19 protein-coding genes are annotated in these 17,995 nt (G+C 70.8%); 7 read left to right on the top strand and 12 right to left on the bottom strand.

What is annotated here, in order from left to right; all coding sequences use genetic code 11:
• Both ACE3O1_RS09570 and glgB read left to right on the top strand, forming a co-directional pair.
• Nucleotides 1–153 (top strand): hypothetical protein (locus ACE3O1_RS09570; RefSeq protein WP_374314808.1); only part of this gene is annotated, 153 nt, incomplete at its 5' end.
• Complete coding sequence (gene glgB / locus ACE3O1_RS09575; protein WP_374314789.1) at nt 150–2,327, top strand: 1,4-alpha-glucan branching protein GlgB; 2,178 nt, start codon at nt 150–152, stop codon at nt 2,325–2,327. The genes ACE3O1_RS09570 and glgB, both read left to right, overlap by 4 nt.
• A gap of 2 nt (nt 2,328–2,329) precedes the next feature.
• Here the strand turns inward: glgB and ACE3O1_RS09580 are convergent, their stop codons facing one another.
• Together ACE3O1_RS09580 and ACE3O1_RS09585 are read right to left on the bottom strand one after the other, a co-directional pair.
• The gene (locus tag ACE3O1_RS09580; protein WP_374314790.1) at nt 2,330–3,268 is read right to left on the bottom strand and encodes a tetratricopeptide repeat protein; all 939 of its coding nucleotides are present in this window, start codon (nt 3,266–3,268) and stop codon (nt 2,330–2,332) included.
• Nucleotides 3,265–5,067 (bottom strand): glycosyl transferase, encoded by a 1,803-nt coding sequence (locus tag ACE3O1_RS09585; protein ID WP_374314791.1) that lies wholly within the window; start codon nt 5,065–5,067, stop codon nt 3,265–3,267. The genes ACE3O1_RS09580 and ACE3O1_RS09585 overlap by 4 nt, the downstream gene beginning before the upstream one ends.
• Nucleotides 5,068–5,243: 176 nt before the next feature.
• Between ACE3O1_RS09585 and ACE3O1_RS09590 the strand changes: the two genes are divergently transcribed.
• Entirely contained in the window at nt 5,244–6,308 is a 1,065-nt protein-coding gene (locus ACE3O1_RS09590; protein ID WP_374314792.1) for an AI-2E family transporter, read from the top strand.
• Between the two features lie 29 nt (nt 6,309–6,337).
• Here ACE3O1_RS09590 and ACE3O1_RS09595 read toward each other — a convergent pair whose 3' ends face one another.
• From ACE3O1_RS09595 to rpsB, 9 genes are all read right to left on the bottom strand, one after another.
• Nucleotides 6,338–7,063, bottom strand: a complete 726-nt coding sequence (locus ACE3O1_RS09595; RefSeq protein WP_374314793.1) for an alpha/beta hydrolase — start codon at nt 7,061–7,063, stop codon at nt 6,338–6,340.
• Nucleotides 7,064–7,089: 26 nt separating this feature from the next.
• The gene (locus ACE3O1_RS09600; RefSeq protein WP_374314795.1) at nt 7,090–7,374 is read right to left on the bottom strand and encodes a hypothetical protein; all 285 of its coding nucleotides are present in this window, start codon (nt 7,372–7,374) and stop codon (nt 7,090–7,092) included.
• 5 nt (nt 7,375–7,379) lie between these two features.
• Complete coding sequence (locus tag ACE3O1_RS09605) at nt 7,380–8,120, bottom strand: lytic transglycosylase domain-containing protein (protein WP_374314796.1); 741 nt, start codon at nt 8,118–8,120, stop codon at nt 7,380–7,382.
• Nucleotides 8,121–8,178: 58 nt separating this feature from the next.
• Nucleotides 8,179–8,745: a DivIVA domain-containing protein gene (locus ACE3O1_RS09610; protein ID WP_374314797.1), complete on the bottom strand. Its 567-nt coding sequence runs from the start codon at nt 8,743–8,745 to the stop codon at nt 8,179–8,181.
• Entirely contained in the window at nt 8,742–9,863 is a 1,122-nt protein-coding gene (locus ACE3O1_RS09615) for a phosphatidate cytidylyltransferase (RefSeq protein WP_374314798.1), read from the bottom strand. Before ACE3O1_RS09615 ends, ACE3O1_RS09610 begins: the two co-directional genes overlap by 4 nt.
• A 7-nt stretch (nt 9,864–9,870) precedes the next feature.
• Nucleotides 9,871–10,425: a ribosome recycling factor gene (gene frr, locus ACE3O1_RS09620; RefSeq protein WP_374314799.1), complete on the bottom strand. Its 555-nt coding sequence runs from the start codon at nt 10,423–10,425 to the stop codon at nt 9,871–9,873.
• A gap of 50 nt (nt 10,426–10,475) precedes the next feature.
• Entirely contained in the window at nt 10,476–11,195 is a 720-nt protein-coding gene (gene pyrH, locus ACE3O1_RS09625) for a UMP kinase (protein ID WP_374314800.1), read from the bottom strand.
• Nucleotides 11,196–11,278: 83 nt separating this feature from the next.
• Nucleotides 11,279–12,106: a translation elongation factor Ts gene (gene tsf, locus ACE3O1_RS09630; protein ID WP_374314801.1), complete on the bottom strand. Its 828-nt coding sequence runs from the start codon at nt 12,104–12,106 to the stop codon at nt 11,279–11,281.
• Between the two features lie 91 nt (nt 12,107–12,197).
• Nucleotides 12,198–13,235, bottom strand: a complete 1,038-nt coding sequence (gene rpsB / locus ACE3O1_RS09635; protein ID WP_374314802.1) for a 30S ribosomal protein S2 — start codon at nt 13,233–13,235, stop codon at nt 12,198–12,200.
• A gap of 302 nt (nt 13,236–13,537) precedes the next feature.
• Here rpsB and ACE3O1_RS09640 point away from each other — a divergent pair, with 302 nt between their 5' ends.
• Entirely contained in the window at nt 13,538–14,077 is a 540-nt protein-coding gene (locus ACE3O1_RS09640; protein ID WP_374314803.1) for a peptidoglycan DD-metalloendopeptidase family protein, read from the top strand.
• A gap of 4 nt (nt 14,078–14,081) precedes the next feature.
• On the opposite strand, the gene ACE3O1_RS09645 is transcribed toward ACE3O1_RS09640, so the two are convergent.
• On the bottom strand, nt 14,082–14,984 hold the full coding sequence (locus ACE3O1_RS09645) for a tyrosine recombinase XerC (protein ID WP_374314804.1): 903 nt from the start codon (nt 14,982–14,984) through the stop codon (nt 14,082–14,084).
• A 150-nt stretch (nt 14,985–15,134) separates the two neighbouring features.
• Here ACE3O1_RS09645 and ACE3O1_RS09650 point away from each other — a divergent pair, with 150 nt between their 5' ends.
• From ACE3O1_RS09650 to dprA, 3 genes are all read left to right on the top strand, one after another.
• Nucleotides 15,135–15,503 carry a YraN family protein gene (locus ACE3O1_RS09650; protein WP_374314805.1) on the top strand — a complete coding sequence of 123 codons (369 nt, stop codon included), beginning with the start codon at nt 15,135–15,137 and terminating at the stop codon, nt 15,501–15,503.
• A complete protein-coding gene (locus ACE3O1_RS09655; RefSeq protein ID WP_374314806.1) occupies nt 15,500–17,026 on the top strand; it encodes a YifB family Mg chelatase-like AAA ATPase in 1,527 nt (508 codons plus the stop codon). The genes ACE3O1_RS09650 and ACE3O1_RS09655 overlap by 4 nt, the downstream gene beginning before the upstream one ends.
• On the top strand, nt 17,023–17,995 hold a 973-nt coding region (gene dprA / locus ACE3O1_RS09660; RefSeq protein WP_374314807.1), incomplete at its 3' end, for a DNA-processing protein DprA. The genes ACE3O1_RS09655 and dprA, both read left to right, overlap by 4 nt.

A 17,995-nucleotide genomic window follows, 5' to 3' on the forward strand; every position in this document is an offset into this window, starting at 1 on the left:
GACACCCGCGTCTGGGGCGTCGAGCCCGGCGACGCGTTCGACGTCGAGGACCTCGTGACCGGCGCTCGGTGGACCTGGTCCGACCACAACTTCGTGATGCTCGACGCCTTCACGGATCCCGTGCACATCCTCCACGTCAAGGAGCGGCGATGACCCCGTCAGATCAGGTGCTCGACGCGGTCGGCGCCGGTGCCCACCACGAACCCCACTCGGTGCTCGGCATCCACCCCGCCGAGGGCGCACGCGGCGACGCGGAGTGGGTCGTCCGCGCACGCCGCCCCCTCGCACGCAGCGTCACCGCGGTGTTCGTCGACGGCACCCGCGTTCCGCTCGAGCATGTCCGCGGCGGCATCTGGGAGGGCACGCGTGCGGGCGAGCCCCGCCGCTACGAGCTCGTCACGACCTACGCCGACGGTCCCGACTTCGTCGCCGACGACCCGTACCGGTTCGCGCCGACGATCGGGGAGCTCGACCTGCACCTGATCGGCGAGGGCCGACACGAGGAGCTCTGGCGCGTTCTGGGCGCCCACGTGCGGGAGCACGAGGGCGCGAGCGGCACAGCCTTCACCGTGTGGGCACCGAACGCCCGCGCGGTGCGCGTGACCGGCTCGTTCAACGAGTGGGACGGGCAGAGCCACGCCATGCGCTCGATGGGCGGGACCGGGGTGTGGGAGCTCTTCGTCCCCGGAGTGGGTGCGGGGGCGACCTACAAGTTCGAACTCCTCGGCCGAAACGGCGCGTGGGTGATCAAGGCGGACCCGATGGCACGGTACGCCGAAGTCCCGCCGGCCACGGCATCCGTCGTCACGCAGTCCTCCTACCGCTGGGAGGATGACGGATGGATGTCGCGCCGGGCGCGCGAGACGCCGCTGTCGCGTCCGATGTCGGTGTACGAGCTGCACCTCGGTTCGTGGCGACCCGGGCTGTCCTATCGCGAAGCGGCGGATCAGATCATCGAGTACGTGACCGCGCAGGGCTTCACGCACGTCGAGTTCCTTCCGCTGGCGGAGCATCCGTTCGGCGGCTCCTGGGGTTACCAGGTCACGGGCTATTACGCCCCGACGAGCCGGTTCGGCCACCCCGACGACCTGCGCTACCTCATCGACCGGCTCCACCGCGCCGACATCGGCGTGATCATGGACTGGGTCCCCGGACACTTCCCCAAGGACGCCTTCGCGCTCGCCCGCTTCGACGGCGAGCCGCTCTACGAGCACGCCGATCCCCGCCGCGGCGAGCACCGCGACTGGGGAACCTACATCTTCGACTACGGGCGCAGCGAGGTCCGCAACTTCCTCGTGGCCAATGCCCTCTACTGGTTCGAGGAGTTCCACGTCGACGGGCTGCGGGTCGACGCCGTCGCGTCGATGCTGTACCTCGATTACTCCCGCGAGCCGGGCGAATGGGCGCCGAACGTGCACGGCGGCCGCGAGAACCTCGAGGCCATCAAGTTCCTCCAGGAGGTCAATGCCACCGCGTACAAGCGCTACCCGGGCATCTCGATGATCGCCGAGGAGTCCACGAGCTTCCCGGGCGTCACCGCCCCTACCGACCACGCCGGGCTCGGATTCGGGTTCAAGTGGAACATGGGGTGGATGAACGACTCGCTGCAGTACATCAAGCGCGACCCGATGTACCGCTCCCACCACGAAGGCGAGCTGTCGTTCTCCTTCGTGTACGCCTTCAGCGAGAATTACGTCCTGCCCATCAGCCACGACGAGGTGGTGCACGGGAAGGGCAGTCTGTTCAGCCGGATGCCGGGAGACCACTGGCAGAAGCTCGCCAACATGCGCGCGTTCCTCGCCTACATGTGGGGCCATCCGGGCAAGCAGCTGCTGTTCATGGGTCAGGAGTTCGGCCAGCTTTCGGAGTGGTCGGAGGGGCGCGCGCTCGACTGGTGGCTGCTCGACCAGCCCTCGCACGCGCAGCTGCAGGGCTTCGTCGCCGTGCTCAACCGCGTCTACCGCGAGCATTCAGCGCTGTGGGCCCGCGACAGCGACGGTGCGGCGTTCTCGCGGCTCGGCGCGCCCCAGTGGAACCCGAACGTCGTCGCCTTCTCACGGCGCGACTGGCATGGGAACGCCGTCGCGGTCATCTGCAACTTCTCCGGAGTGCCGATCACGTCCTACGAGCTCGACCTGCCCGAGCGCGGGGTGTGGCACGAGATCCTCAACACCGACGCCGCCGCCTACGGCGGATCGGGCGTGGGGAACCTCGGCATGGTGCACGCCGGCGACGGTGGCCGCGCCAAGATGGTGCTGCCTCCGCTCGGCGTGCTGTGGCTGCGCCACGATCCCGAGGCGCACATCCCCTCGCCCACCCAGGGCTGAGGTCAGAACAGCAGGGAGGAGAGCCGGCCGCGCGCGCGGATCACGCGCGGGTCGGCGTCGCCCACCAGCGCGAACAGCTCGAGCAGCCGCTCGCGCACCGGAGCGCGGTCGTCGGACGGCAGCTGGGCGAAGAGGTCGAGCAGCCGCGCGAACGCGTCGTCGACGTGACCTCCGGCCAGGTCGAGGTCGGCGACCGCGAACTGCGCGTCGACGTCCGTCGGTGCCGCCGCCGCGGCCGCGCGGGCTGCCTGGAGGTCGGCTCCCTGCACGCGATCGAGCAGGCGCACCTGGCCGAGTCCGGCGCGTGCCTCGGCGTCGCGCGGGTTCTCGGCGAGGGCCTTCTCGTAGGCGGCGATGGCGCGGGGGTAGTCCCCTGCCTCGATCGCCTCGAACGCCTCGGCGTGAAGTGGCGGCAGCGGGGGCTCGACGGGCTCGTCGGGCGCGGCATCCGTCTCGACCGACACCGAACCGGTCACACCGTTCTGCGCGGCGACCTGGAGGAGCTGGGCGAGCACCTCGCGCACCTGCTGCTCGGGCACGGCGCCCGTGAACAGCGGCACCGGCTGGCCGGCGACGAGCGCCACCACCATGGGAATCGACTGTGCCCGGAACGCCTGCGAGAGCTGCGGGTTGGCGTCGACGTCCACCTTCGCGAGCACCAGGCGACCCCCGAGCTCGGTGACGACGCGCTCGAGGACAGGGCTGAGCTGCTTGCACGGCCCGCACCACTCCGCCCACAGATCGATCACGACCGGCACGGTGCGCGACAGCTCGAGCACCTGCGGGAACGTCTCGTCCGTGACGTCCATCACGAGGGAGGCGACCGCCGGGCCTCCGGCGGCACCCTGCGCCTCCGCGGGCGCGGCGGGAGCCGGGCGGTTGCGGAGGGCGGAGAGGTCGACGGCGCCGCGCAGAGCAGCACCAGAGACGGGATCGGTCACGAGATCACCTTCGCGTCGAGGATGTCCGAGGAGTAGCCGAGAAGGCGGATCTTCTCCGTCGAACCCTGGGTCGGAACGTAGAAGAACACCTGATCGGTGAACGTCGTGGTGAAGCCGGTCGCGGACTGGTCGGCGCCGGCCAGCTGCTTGACGGTCGCGTTGTTCTCGAGCTTGATCACCGCGTCTTCGTTCGTCGGCTTGACGGTGTCGGTCTCGTCGATGTTCACCGCCACGATCGCCCCGCTCTCGACGGTCGCGAGGGCGAAGGGGGCGAACTCGCCCGGCTTCGAAGAGAACGTGAGGCTGCCGGTCTGGGACGCGGTCGTGTTGAACTCGTCCAGGCGATCCTGACGATCGACCGCGATGCGCTCGCGCAGCTCGTCCCCCTCGGCCTCGAACATCTCGTAGTACTCGCTCTTCTCACCCTTGTTGATGATGTCGGAGTAAGCGCCGGCGAGGTCCTCGGGTGCGATCGCGAGGAACTGCGAGTTCGGCGCGGGCTGCACGGCCCCGATGTACTCGGGATGCAGGTCGGGCATCTTGGTGGAGGCCTCGAGGCTGGCGACGTAGGAGAGCTTGTACGGCGCCCATGCGTCGGCCTGCGTGAGCACCATGATGCTCGCGGTCTTCGTCTCGTCGTCGTCGACGACCGCCATCACCGAGCGGGGCCACCCGTCGTACGCCTGGGGCAGCACGATCTCCAGCGGCTTGGTCAGGATCGCAGCCGGCTCGGCGTAGTCGCTGATCGCACTGCGCAGCACGTAGTTCGTCGACCGCGCGGCCAGCGCGGCGCCGTCGAGCCGCGTCGCGGCCAGCTTCCGGTCCATCTCGGCGTCGGCCTCGGACACGGTCTCGGCGATGCGCGCGAGGATCCGCTCCGCCTGCGGCTTGGTCACGGCAGGTGCCTGCTGCCCCTCGGGGACGAGGACGGTCGCGGTCGCCGACGGGGTGGGCGTCGGTGCGAACTCCGGCCACGCGTCGGCGGAGCATCCGGTGAACAGCAGGGCCGACACGGCGACGGCGGGGAGGACCACGAAGGAGCGACGTCCGCCGGTGACCGCGCGGCGGGTGGACGGCGTCGCGCTGATGACGCCCTTGTCGGCACTCTCTACGGCGAGGTCGATCGGCTCGGTGACCGGCAGGGGAAGTCCCTTGCGGCGGGGTCCGCGCGCGCGCCGTGCGTGACGGATGCCGAGGATGTACAGCAGCACGCCCACGGCCAGCACGATGCCTCCGCCGACGATCAGCGGTCCGGCCCACGGGGTGGAGTTCTGGATCGGCCACGACACAGAGACGTTCGCGGGAGCCGGGGCGGTCCCGTCCGAGGCGACGAGCACGCTCATGCCTGCCGGGAGCTGGAGGGGTGCGATGAGGATGTCGGACTCCTGGAACTCGTCCAGCCACAGGTCGGAGCCGATCGGGCTGCGGGCAGGCCCCTCCTCGTTCGCGGCCTCGTCCTCACCCTCGGCCGGCGCGACGGGGGGAACGAGCTCGGTGACGATCTGCCCGTCGTCGCCGAGGGTCGCCACGTTGTACGAGGTGTCGGAGAGCCACGCCGTCATGTCGGCCGTCCGGCCGTATGCCGCGAAGATCTCGCCATCGCCCTGAGCGCGAAGCGTCTGCGCCCCGTCGATCTCGTTGAGCACGGCACCGTCGATGACGAGGTACGGCGCCTCCTCGTCGACGGAGATCGCCGCGATCGCGGTGTCGGGTCCCTGGAAGATCGTTCGCTGCGCGATGCCCGCCCCGATCATCACGGCGGCGAGCACGAACGCCGCCACGGCCCATACGAAACGCACGAAGAACACCTTTCCCAGGGCCGCGCAGACAGCGCGAACCCTCGATTCGACATTTCAGACTATCGAAAGCGACCTGAAAACAGACCGGGAGGGACCATTCCCCGGGCTGGGCGTCCGCAATGCGTATCCTGACGGAGAGGGATCGGCGAGTCGCGCCGAAACGGCGGGGAGGCCGAATGAAGGTGCACAATCCGTTCCGGGTCGCGTTCGTCGCGACACTCGGAGTCGGGCTCGGTCTGGTGCTCATCGGCAGCATCCAGACGCTGTCGACGATCCTGCTCTACGTCGGCACCGCGCTGTTCCTGTCCCTGGGCCTGGACCCGATCGTGGCGTGGCTCGAACGGCGCAAACTCCCCCGCTGGGCGGCCGTGCTGATCACCATCCTCGCGGTGCTCAGCGTGTTCGCCGGGATCATCCTCATGATCGTCCCGATCATCGTCGGCCAGATCTCGCAGCTCGTCGCCGACATCCAGGAGCTCGTCGAGAAGGACGACTGGAATCCGGTCGGCGAGATCAAGCAGTGGATGAGCGAGGCGTTCCCCAACCTCAACGTCGACGACGTCTTCACGTACATCGAGGACTGGTTCAACTCCCTCGACGTGGGGGCTATCGGCGAGCAGGTGGGCGGCGGGATCATCGCCGTGGGCGGCGCGGTGCTCGCCGGCCTCGCGGGCGCCTTCATCGTGCTCATCCTCACGATCTACTTCACCGCGTCGACGCCGAACCTCAAGCGGGCCGTCTATCAGCTCGTGCCCGCTTCGAAGCGCGCGCGGTTCATCGACCTCGGCGAGCAGATCACCGACTCGGTCGGGTACTACGTCATCGGACAGCTCAGCCTCGGCGTGATCAACGGCGTGCTCAGCGCGATCTTCCTGTCGATCATCAATGCGCCCTTCCCCGCCGTGCTCGCTGTGATCGCCTTCTTCTTCTCCCTCATCCCGCTGGTCGGCACCCTGACCGGATCGACGATCATCGTGCTGTTCTGCCTGGGGCTCGGCTCGCCGACGACCGCGCTCATCGCCGCGATCTACTACCTCATCTACATGCAGATCGAGGCGTATGTCATTTCGCCGCGGATCATGGGCCGCGCGGTGTCGGTCCCCGGTGCGGTCGTCGTCATCGCGGCGCTGGCGGGCGGCGCGCTCCTCGGGCTGCTCGGAGCGCTCGTCGCCATCCCGGGGGCCGCCAGCATCCTGATCATCTATAGGCAGGTGGTGATCCCGCGCCAGAACGAGCGGTGACGGATGCCGCGGCATCCCGAACCCGCTGGTCAGCCCTCGACGACCGGGCCCTCCCACGCGGTCGGCAGCGGAAGCGCGTCGGGGTTCACGGCGGCGACGATCTCGGTGAGGACGCGCCGGGTCTGATTCTCGCCCACCCAGAGGTGCTTGCCGCCCTCGACGGGGATGATGACGGCCTCCGGCACGCTCGCGAAGCGGTCGGCTGCGGCATCCGGTCGCAGGTAGTCGTCGAACTCGGGCACGAGGACGATCATTCGTCGCCGATCGCCGGCCCACGCGGCGATGTCCTCGTCGGTCGCGCGGTGGAGCGGCGGGGAGAGGAGCACGGCTCCTTCGACGTCGTGGTCCCGACCGTACTTGAGTGCCAGCTCGGTGCCGAACGACCAGCCGACGAGCCAGGGGCGTGGCAGGGAGCGCTCGCGCACGAAGTCGAGGGCGGCCGCGACATCGAACGCCTCGGCGCGTCCGCCGTCGAAGGCTCCCTCGCTCGTCCCCCGGGGAGAGGACGTGCCGCGGGTGTTGAACCGGAGCACCGCCAGGTCGGCGAGGGCGGGCAGCCGTCCGGCGGCCTTGCGGAGGATGTGGGAGTCCATGAAGCCGCCTGCGGTGGGCAGCGGATGCAGCGTCACGAGTGTCGCGACGGGCTCACGATCCTCCGGCAGGGCGAGCTCCCCCACCAGAGTGAGGCCGTCGATCGTCTCGAGCTCCACCTCCTCACGACGGGCGGGAAGGAGCATCGGTCCGCGGATCTCCATGTCGATCGATCCTCTGCGAGGGGCCGTCAGGCCGTTTTCCAACAGTGCTGGTGCCAGTGCCGGCGGCCCGCGAGGTCGGCGCGGTCGCCGAGCACCCCGTCTGCCCGCCAGGTCACGACGTGGGCGACGCCCACGGCGATCTCGCGCCCGCAGCCCGGGCACGTGTAGGTCTTCTGAGCCTGGGCCGCGGAGACCGGCTGCACGGTCCACTCCACCCCACGGCGCATCTCGGTGCGCTTCCAGCCCGCCACCAGGCGCTCGAAGGAGTCATCGCCGGCCGAGTCGTTGCGCCGGCGGTTCGACCGCGGCATCGCGGTCAGTACCAGCCGACGCTCTGCGAGTGGCCCCAGGCGCCGCAGGGCGTGCCGTAGCGACCGCCGATGTAGCCCAGTCCCCACGCGATCTGCGTCGCCGGGTTCGTCTCCCAGTCCGCGCCGGCGCTGCCCATCTTGTTGCCGGGGAGCGCCTGCGGGATGCCGTAGGCACCGCTGGAAGCGTTGTAGGCGTTGACGCGCCAGCCGGACTCTTTGTTCCACAGCGCCACGAGGCAGGCGAATTCAGCGTCGCCCCAGCCGCGCGCGAGGACCATCTCGTAGGCGATGGCCTGAGCGGTTCCGGGATCGGGCGTGACGAACGGCGGCGCCCAGCCGGTCGACGTCGACTCGGCCTCGGTCTCCACCACCACGGGCGGAGGCGCGGGCTTCGGCTTGACGTACACCGAATAGCTGCCCCGGTCGAGCGCACGAGCGTCGGCGTCGCCCGTGGCCTCGTGGGAGGCGAACGACTGCACGTCGCCGATCGAGCTGGCGTAGAGCGAAACGGACTCGCCCTCCTCCGCGTTGGCGCCGCTCAGCGCCATGCCCGTGGGGCCGACGTAGGCGGCGACGAAGCCGACAGCGGCGAAGGCCGCGAACACGCCCAGCACGCCGCGCCGGCGGGACCAGCGCTGCTTCGGAACGGGGGCTCGACGAGAGCCGGCGGGCCGCGCATCCCCGAGGGGGGACACATCCTGTCGGCGCGAACGCCGCGTCGGGATCAGCTCGTTTCCGGAAGTCACAGTGCTGCGAGTCTACCGATCGACACGCCGGGGTGCCATCCGTGGGTCACGGGCGGCGTCACGACACCGCCAGCATGACCTCGACGACGGCGTCGAGCACAGCATCGACCTGAGCCTCGCGGTACCCGCCGCGCTGCATGCGGAATGCCACCGCCCGCACCTGCTCGACAGAGACGGAGTCGTCCGTCTCGAGGTATCGGGCGATCTTGTCGGTCACGAGATCGACCTCGTCGATCCGGTAGCCGTAGCGCAGTGACGACACGCGATCGAACCGCCGGCCACGCGGTCGCGAGAGCCGGTCGAGCACGGCCTGGGCGGTGTCGCGGGTCTGACCGACCCACGCCCGCACCCCTCCGCGACCCGACATGGCCGCCTCGCGCTCCCGTGCCGCGAACGCGTCCTCGATGCGACCCAGAGCCGCGTCGACCGAGGCGATGGCGTAGCCGCGCCGCACCAGGGGGAACGCGGCACGGCGCACATCGGCCGATGTCAAGGCTTCGTCGCCGAGCTCGAACGCGGCGCGGGCCCTGCTCAGGAACGCGTCGACCGCCGCCTTGTCGTAGCCCTTCTCCCGGCCGCGCGTCTCGGGGAATGCCGCCGGTGCGGGTGCGGGTGCCGTCGTCATGCTGCCGCCAGAGGGGTGAAGAGGTAGTAGAGCGCCAGCGCGGCGGCCGTCGAAGGCAGGATCGAGTCCAGCCGGTCGAGCACGCCGCCGTGCCCGGGCAGCCACGAGCTCATGTCCTTGATGCCCAGGTCGCGCTTGATCATCGACTCACCCAGGTCGCCGACCGTCGCCGTGCCCAGGATCACCACGCCGATCACGACGCCCATCCACCAGTCGAGCCCGAGCAGGAAGATCGCCAGCAGCACCCCGGCCACGGCCGAGGCGAGCACAGCGCCCGCGAAGCCCTCCCAGGTCTTCTTCGGACTGATCTTCGGAGCCATCGGATGGCGCCCGAACGACAGACCGGCCGCGTACGCGCCGGTGTCGGCGGCGACCACGACGGCGATGAACGAGAGGACCCACCACTCGCCGCCCTCCTGGGCGAGCAGCAGCACGCACAGACTCGCGAAGAACGGCACGTAGAGCTGGACGAACCCGGCGATCAGCACGTCGGCGAGCACGTTGCCGTACGTGCGGCCGTCGTGCGACGCCATCTGCGCCAGGAGTCGCCAGCTCACCACCACGGCCACCGCGACGAAGACGACGACCCAGAGGAGCCACGCCTGCAGGAAGTAGCCCGCGAGAACGACGATCTCGCCCGCGATGAGCTGCGGAACGACGTCGACCCTTCGCCCCGAGGCGCGCAGTGCGCGTGAGAACTCGTACACCCCGAGACCGACGGCGGCCACCGCGAAGACGAGGAAGAGCTGCTTGACGAAGATCAGTGAGCCGAGGAACACCGCGCCGGCGGCGACGCCGATGAGGATCGCGAGGATGAGGTCGCGGCCGGTGCGCTGCTTGATGCGCTCATTGGCCTCCTCGAACTCGGCTCGCGCGTGGGCGACCTGGCTCTCAAACTCGGTCCGCGCCGCCCGCAGATGCGTCTGCAGCGCAGGCGAGCCGGCCGCCGTCAGCGCGTCGCCGCCGGGCAGGGGCGGAACCGGCGGGATCGAGTCCAGCGGGGCGTCCGACGCTGCGACCGCCTCGGCGCGACGCGCCTCAGCGGCCTCGCGACGGGTCAGAGGCGCATCGGAAGCGGCCTGCTCGCCCCCGGGCGATTCACCGGATGCTTCGTCCATCCGTTCCTCAGACCTCGAGGAGCTCCGCCTCTTTGCGCTTGAGCGCCTCGTCGATGGCATCGACGTGCGCGCGCGTGAGGGCGTCGAGCTCTTTCTCGGCACGGTTCAGTTCGTCTTCGCCGACCTCGCTCTTGAGGGCGTCGATGTCGTCCTTGGACTTGCGGCGGATCCCGCGGAGGTGGACCTTGTGGTCCTCGCCCTTGGACCGCACGAGCTTCACGTACTCCTTGCGGCGCTCCTCGGTCAGCTCGGGCATCGTGATGCGCACGATGTTGCCGTCGTTGGTCGGGTTCACGCCGAGATTCGGGATGTCGCGGATGGCCTGCTCGATGCCCTTCAGCGCCGACTTGTCGTACGGCGTGATGATGAGCGAGCGCGCCTCCGGGTTGTTGATCGATGCAAGCTGGGCGAGCGGCGTCGGGGTGCCGTAGTAGTCCACGAGCACCTTCTGGAAGAGCTGCGGGTTGGCCCGTCCGGTGCGAACGGTCGCGAAGTCCTCCTTCGCAGCCTCGACGGCGCGGTCCATGCGCGCTCCGGCATCGGCCAAGACGTCCGCGATCACAGTGTCTCCTTCAGTGGGTGGGGCTCGACCAGTCTACTCAGGGCGGGGTTTCACGCCGTGACCAGCGTGCCGATCGACTCGCCCAGAAGGGCGCGCGTGACGTTGCCCGCCGGCTCCATGCCGAACACCCGCATGTCCATCTTGTTGTCCATGCACAGGCTGAACGCCGTGGAATCCACGACCTTCAGTCCGCGCTGCAGCGCGTCGAGGTAGGTGATGCGATCGATCTTGGTGGCGGAGGCATCCTTCTTGGGATCCGCGGTGTAGACGCCGTCGACGCCGTTCTTTGCGACGAGGACCTCCTGCGCGTCGATCTCGAGTGCGCGCTGGGCGGCGACGGTGTCGGTGGAGAAGTAGGGCAGACCGGCCCCGGCGCCGAAGATCACGACGCGGCCCTTCTCCATGTGACGCTCCGCGCGACGCGGGATGTAGGGCTCGGCGACCTGCGTCATCGAGATCGCCGACTGCACGCGGGTGGCGGCGCCGGCCTGCTCGAGGAAGTCCTGGAGGGCGAGGGCGTTCATGACGGTGCCGAGCATGCCCATGTAGTCGGCACGGCCGCGATCCATGCCGCGCTGGCTGAGCTCGGCACCGCGGAAGAAGTTGCCGCCGCCGACGACGACCGCGATCTCCACCCGGTCCACCGCCTCGGCGATCTCGCGCGCCATCTGGCTCACGACGTCGGGATTGACCCCGAGCTGACCGCCTCCGAACGCTTCGCCCGACAGCTTCAGGAGGACGCGGCGGCGCCCGGTGTTCTCATTGATCACGACGGATCCTCTCGTTGACGACAACCTACCGAAGGGCATGAGAAAAGGCCCGCACCGGCGACGATGCGGGCCTTCTCGACGTGCTAAGCGCCGACCTTGAAACGGGCGAAGCCCGTCAGGGTCAGTCCGGCGTCCTTGGCGACCTGGGCCACGGACAGCTTGTTGTCCTTGGCGTAGTCCTGGTCGAGCAGCGCCACCTGCTTGAAGAAGGCGTTGACACGGCCCTCGACGATCTTCGGCAGGGCGGCCTCGGGCTTGCCCTCGTTGCGGGAGATCTCGGTGACGATCTCGCGCTCCTTGTCGACATCGGCCTCGGGCACCTCGTCGCGCGAGAGGTAGGTCGGGTTGGCGAACGAGATGTGCTGCGCGAGGCTGCGCGCGGTCTCGGCGTCGTCACCCGTATAGGCGAGCACCACGCCGACCTGCGGGGGCAGGTCCTTGCTGGTGCGGTGAAGGTAGATCTCGAACTTGTCGCCCGACAGCGTCCGCACGCGGCGCAGTTCGACCTTCTCGCCGATGATCGCGGCCTCGTCCGAGATGAGCTCGGCGACGGTCTGGGATCCAGCGGGAGCCGCGAGGGCGGCCTCGGCCGAGTCGGCGCCGGCGGCCGCAGCGGCCTCGAGGACCTTGTCGGCAAGCGCGATGAAGCGCTCGTTCTTCGCGACGAAGTCGGTCTCGGTGTTGAGCTCGATGATCGTGACCCTGCCATCGACCTCCTTCGCCGTGACGAGGCCCTCGCTGGTGGAGCGGTCGGCGCGCTTGGCGTTGCCCTTCGCGCCCTTGAGGCGGAGGATCTCGACGGCCTTCTCGAGGTCGCCGTCGGCCTCCTCGAGGGCCTTCTTGGTGTCGACCATGCCGGTGCCGAGCTGCTCGCGCAGCGCCTTGATGTCGGCGATCGTGAAGTTTGCCATGGGTGGCGGCTCCTTGATTGTGGGAATTCTCAGGGGATGCCTCGGCGGGGCCGCAGAACACGACCCCGCCGAGTTGCCTTGCGGCGGGTGCTTACTTCTCTGCGGCCTCGATGTCGGCGACGGCCTCAGCGGCCAGCTCCTCGGCGACGTCCTCGGCGATGACGGCCTCCGCGGCCAGCTCCTCGGCGACGGCCTCGACTACGACGGCCTCGACGGCCAGCTCCTCAGCGGCGGCCTCGTCGCCGGCGGCCTCGGCCTCGACGGCCTCGACGGCCAGCTCGACGGCAACGGCCTCTGCGGCGACGGCCTCCGCGGCCAGCTCCTCAGCGGCGGCCTCGACGACGACGGCCTCGGCAGCCTCGACGGCGGCGCCCTGCTCGAGCAGCTCGCGCTCCCAGTCGGCGAGGGGCTCGGCGTCGGCCGACTCCTCGGTGGGCTGGTGACGCTGGATCAGGCCCTCGGCCGCGGCGTCGGCGATGATGCGCGTGAGCAGGCTCACGGAGCGGATCGCGTCGTCATTGCCGGGGATCGGGTACTGGAACTCGTCCGGGTCGGCGTTGGTGTCGAGGATGCCGATGACCGGGATGCCGAGCTTCGTGGCCTCGTTGACCGCGAGGTGCTCGCGCTTGGCGTCGATGACCCAGATCGCCGAGGGCGTCTTCTGCAGGTTGCGGATGCCGCCGAGCGACTTGTGGAGCTTGTCGAGCTCGCGCTTCTTGATCAGCAGCTCCTTCTTGGTGAAGCCGCTCGCAGCCGGGTCGTCGAAGTTGAGCTCCTCGAGCTCCTTCATGCGCGCGAGGCGCTTGGACACGGTCTGGAAGTTGGTGAGGAGGCCACCGAGCCAGCGCTGGTTCACGTAGGGCTGGCCGACGCGGGTCGCCTGCTCGGCGACGATCTCCTGGGCCTGCTTCTTGGTGCCGACGAAGAGGATGGTGCCGCCGTGGGCGACGGTCTCCTTGACGAACTCGTACGCCTTGTCGATGTACGTCAGCGACTGCTGCAGGTCGATGATGTGGATGCCGCTGCGCTCCGTGAGGATGAAGCGCTTGACCTTCGGGTTCCACCGGCGAGTCTGGTGCCCGAAGTGGACGCCGCTGTCGAGCAGCTGGCGGATGGTGACGACGGCCATGGCCGTTCTCCTGTTCTGGCGCTCGCGCGCCTCTTGCGGTTGTGTCAGCGCCGGCGGAGGGCCGGCGAGCCTGGTGCCCGGCACACGCCCGCCCGCAGTTGCGGGACCGATGGGAGTGGATGCCGCACCGCCCGGTCGTGGACCGTTCGCGGTGCTCTGGGCACGCGGAGTCACCCCGACGAGCGGGGTGCGGCATCCAGTGTATCAGCAGCCGTCTCCTCCCGACTGCGGCGGCCGCGGCATCCGTCCACCGTTCTCCCCGTCGCGACGATGGTGCGCGCCCGGCCCGCGAACCTGGAGCGATGACGCCCTCGCGCACCGCCCTCCGTTCCCCCGCAGCGGTCTTCGCGATCGCCGCCGTGCTCGCGCTCGGGCCGATTCCCGCGCAGGCGACGACGACGGATGCCGCGCCGCCACCGCTCATCGACGGTGTGGCCGCCGACTGGGTCTGGCCGCTCTCGGCCTTCCGTCTGGAGCGGGCGTTCGAGGCTCCCGCTCATCGCTACGGCGCGGGGCATCGCGGAATCGACCTGCGCGGCGATCCGGATGCTGCGGTGCGGGCACCCGCCTCGGGGATGATCGCGTTCTCCGGAACGGTGGCCGGTCGCGGCATCCTGACGATCGACCATGGCGACGGACTCGTGACCACGCTGGAACCCGTCGAGTCCGAACTCGCCGCCGGCGCCCTCGTCGAACGCGGACAGGAGGTCGCCGTCCTCGCACTCGGGGGTCACGCTGCAGCGGGCGCCCTGCACTTCGGGGTGCGTCTGGACGGCGACTACGTCAATCCGATGCTGCTGTTCGGCGAGGTTCCTCGCGCCGTGCTGCTCCCCTGCTGCTGAGCGGTCAGGCGCGCGGGTGCGCGAGGCGATAGGTCGCGGTGAGACGCTCGCTCGACACGTGCGTGTAGATCTGCGTCGTGCCGAGGCTCGCGTGCCCGAGGATCTCCTGCACGGCGCGCAGGTCGGCGCCGCCGTCCAGGAGGTGCGTCGCGGCGGAGTGGCGCAGTGCGTGCGGACCGACCGCTCCGCCGAGCTGCGGGCCGAGCGCGCGCGCGACGACGTCGTACACCGCCCGGGTGCCCAGCCGTCCCCCGCGGGTGCCGAGGAACACCGCCGCGCTGTCGCGGGTCTGTCGGCGCGCGAGCAGCGTCGGGCGCCCCCGCACGAGGTAGGCATCCAGGGCACGCGCGGCGCCGCCGCCGTACGGCACCACCCGGTCCTTCGAGCCCTTGCCGAGCACGCGCGCGGTGCGCCGGTCGCGATCCAGATCGTCGACGTCCAGGCCGCACAGCTCCGATACGCGCACGCCGGCGCCGTAGAGGAACTCGAGCAGGGCGTGGTCGCGCAGGGCGAGAGGATCGCCGTCGGCAGCGGCCGCGCCCGCCAGATCCAGCACGCTGGCCACGGCATCCGCGGTCGCCACCTTCGGAAGCGTCCGCCCCCGCTTCGGGGCGACCAGCCGCAGCGCCGGGTCGTCGGCGAGGAGCCCGGCGTCGTGCGCCCAGGCGAAGAACCCGCGCGCCGTTGAGGTGCGACGGGCGATGGTCGAGCGGGCGTCCCCCCGCTGCGTCGCGCGCCACACCCACTCGCGCAGCGACTCGAGGTCGATGGCCGCCAGCTCGATGTCGCCGGTCGCGGCCGCGAGGTCGGAGAGGTCGCCGCGGTACGCGCGCACGGTCGCCGGCGACAGCCGCCGCACGTCGGCGAGCTGGCGCGCGTAGGCGTCAGCGGCTTCCTCCAGCCTCATGGGTCCAGCTTGCTCCTGCCCCCGCATGCACGGGCGACGACTCTCCGTGGAGGATCTCCCGCCTCCTCCACAGGGTCGCTTCCCGGCCACCTCTGCACGGAGCCGGTCGACCCCGCCCCGCCGCCCCGCGGGCGTTGCCACCATCGCCTCATGGCAGACAAGGACGAGCTGGGGCGCGCCGGCGAGGAACGGGCGGCGCGCTACCTCGCCGAGGCCGGCTACGACGTGGTCGCGCGCAACTGGCGGTGCGCGGCGGGTGAGATCGACATCGTCGCGGTCGACGCCGGCACTGTGGTCGTGGTGGAGGTGAAGACGCGCCGCACCGAGGCCTTCGGCCACCCGTTCGAGGCGATCGACCCGCGCAAGCGCGCCCGCCTGTGGCGCCTGGCCATGGCCTGGACCGCCGTCCACCGCGACATCGTGCAGCACCGGCGCCTGCGGATCGACGCGATCGCCGTCCTCGGCGCCGACGCCCGCACCGCGCACCTCGAGCACCTCGTCGACGTGGAGGTGCCGTGAGCGTCGCACGCACGTGGTCGGTGGCCCTCGTGGGCGTCGACGGAGATCTGGTCGAGGTCGAGGCAGACCTCTCGCAGCAGACGCCGGAGTTCAAGATCATCGGGCTTCCGGACAAGGCGCTCGGCGAGGCGGTGCGCCGGGTGCACAACGCATGCGCCAATACGGGCGTCCCACTGCCGCGGCGCCGGCTCACGGTCAACCTCTCCCCCGCCAGCCTCCCGAAGCAGGGGTCTGGCTTCGACGTGGCCATCGCCGTCGCATGCCTCGCGACCGAAACGGCGATGGATGCCGCATCCCTGGCGTCGACGGTCCACCTCGGCGAACTCGGACTCGACGGGCGGCTGCGCCCGATCCCGGGTGTGCTCCCCGCGGTCCTCGCCGCACTGCGAGCCGGACGCACGCGTGTCGTCGTGCCCTGGGCCAATCGCGAAGAGGCAGCGCTCGTCACGGGGATCGAGGTGGTCGGCGCCGTGAACCTCGCGCAGTGCCTCGCCCTGCACGGCGCAGACGTCGAGGTCCCCGATGACGAGCCGATCGAGCTGTCCGGCGACGCGCCCACCGAGGAGGACCAGCCCGATCTGGCCGACGTGATCGGCCAGCGCGAGGCCGTCGAAGCCCTCATCGTGGCAGCGGCCGGGGGCCACCACCTGATGATGTGCGGACCGCCCGGAGCCGGCAAGACGATGCTCGCACGCCGGCTTCCCGGCATCCTCCCACCGCTCGACGATCACGCGGCGCTCTCCAGCGCGTCGATCCGCAGCCTCTCCGGCGCCCGCGTCGTCGAACTGTCGCGCACTCCTCCGTTCGAGGCTCCGCACCACAGCGCGAGCATGGCCGCGCTCGTCGGCGGCGGCTCGCGCACCGTGCGGCCCGGAGCGATCGCCCGCGCCACCGAGGGAGTGCTCTTCCTCGACGAGGCGGGCGAGTTCACCGCCGGGTCGCTCGACGCCCTCCGCCAGCCGCTCGAGAGCGGCTCGATCACGATCCACCGGGCCGGAGCGACGGCGGCCTTCCCCGCACGCTTCCAGCTCGTGCTCGCGACAAACCCGTGCCCGTGCGGCGACTACGGGATCCGCGGCGGCACGTGCACGTGCCCGCCGGCGGCGATCCGCCGCTATCTCGGTCGCCTGTCCGGTCCGCTGCTCGATCGCATCGACATCGAGCTCACGCTCGCACGGGTCTCGGTCGCGCAGCGGGGGCACCAGGCCGCGGTGACCACGACGGCGGAGGCGCGGGCCCGCGTCGCCGACGCGCGAGCGCGCACCGCCGAGCGCCTGGCGGCGCTCCCCTGGCGCCTCAACGCCGATGTCCCCGGCTCGTGGCTCCGCGAGGGCCCCAGCGCGCCGCCGCCCGAGGTCAGGCGTCCCCTCGACGCGGCGCTGCATCGCGGGGCGCTCACACTGCGGGGATACGACCGCGTGCTGCGCGTGGCGTGGTCGCTCGCGGACCTCGCCGGACGATCCACGCTCTCCGCCGACGACCTGGGCCGTGCCCTCTACCTCAAGAAAGGACTCGCCCGATGACCCGATTCGCCCTCGACCCGGCCGCCGCCCGACGCGCACTCGGAGGCCACCTCGACGCAGAGGCGGACGACGCGGCGGCGGTGGATCGCTATGCCACGGTCGTGTGGGCGCACCTCGTCGAACCGGGCGACGGCGTCGCCGGGCGCCTGGTCGCCGCGCACGGCCCGATCCGCGCCCTCGAGGTGGCGCTGGGCGAGCACGACACGGTGGCGGTGCCGGCATCCGACCTTCGCGACGGACGGAAGCGCTGGATGCTCCGGCTCGACCCCGACGGGGTCGCACACGGTCTCCGCTCCGCCGACCGCTCCTCCGTCACGATCGTCACGCGCGCCGATCCCGAGTGGCCGGACCAGCTCGACGACCTCGGCATGCACGCACCGCACTGCCTGTGGGTGCGCGGGGATCGCGCCGTGCTCGCGCGGCTGCGCCCATCTGTCGCCATCGTCGGGGCGCGCGCGGCCACGTCCTACGGAGACCACGTCGCCCTGGAGCTCTCGGCCGATCTTGCGGGCGGCGGGCTGCCGGTGATCTCGGGCGGCGCCTATGGCATCGACGGCGCCGCCCATCGCGCCGCGCTCGAGGTCGGCGGCATGACGGTCGCACTCCTCGCCGGCGGGGTCGACCGCAGCTACCCCGCCGGGCACGCCGGCCTCATCGAACGGATCGCCGCCGGCGGAGCGGTCATCAGCGAGGTGCCCTGCGGCGCGGCGCCGACGAAGTGGCGCTTCCTCCAGCGCAACCGGCTGATCGCCGCGCTCAGCGACGCCACCGTGGTCGTCGAAGCGGGGTGGCGCAGCGGATCCCTCAACACGGCCGGGCACGCCGCCTCGCTCGGACGGCCGCTGGGCGCCGTCCCGGGACCTGTCACCTCCGCCGCCTCTGCAGGGACCCACCGACTGCTGCGCGAGTACGACGCCGCGTGCATCACGAGCGCCGCAGACGTGCGGGAGCTCCTCGGGCTCCCGCACG

It is taken from the genome of Microbacterium sp. (assembly GCF_041909575.1).
Lineage (GTDB): Bacteria > Actinomycetota > Actinomycetes > Actinomycetales > Microbacteriaceae > Microbacterium.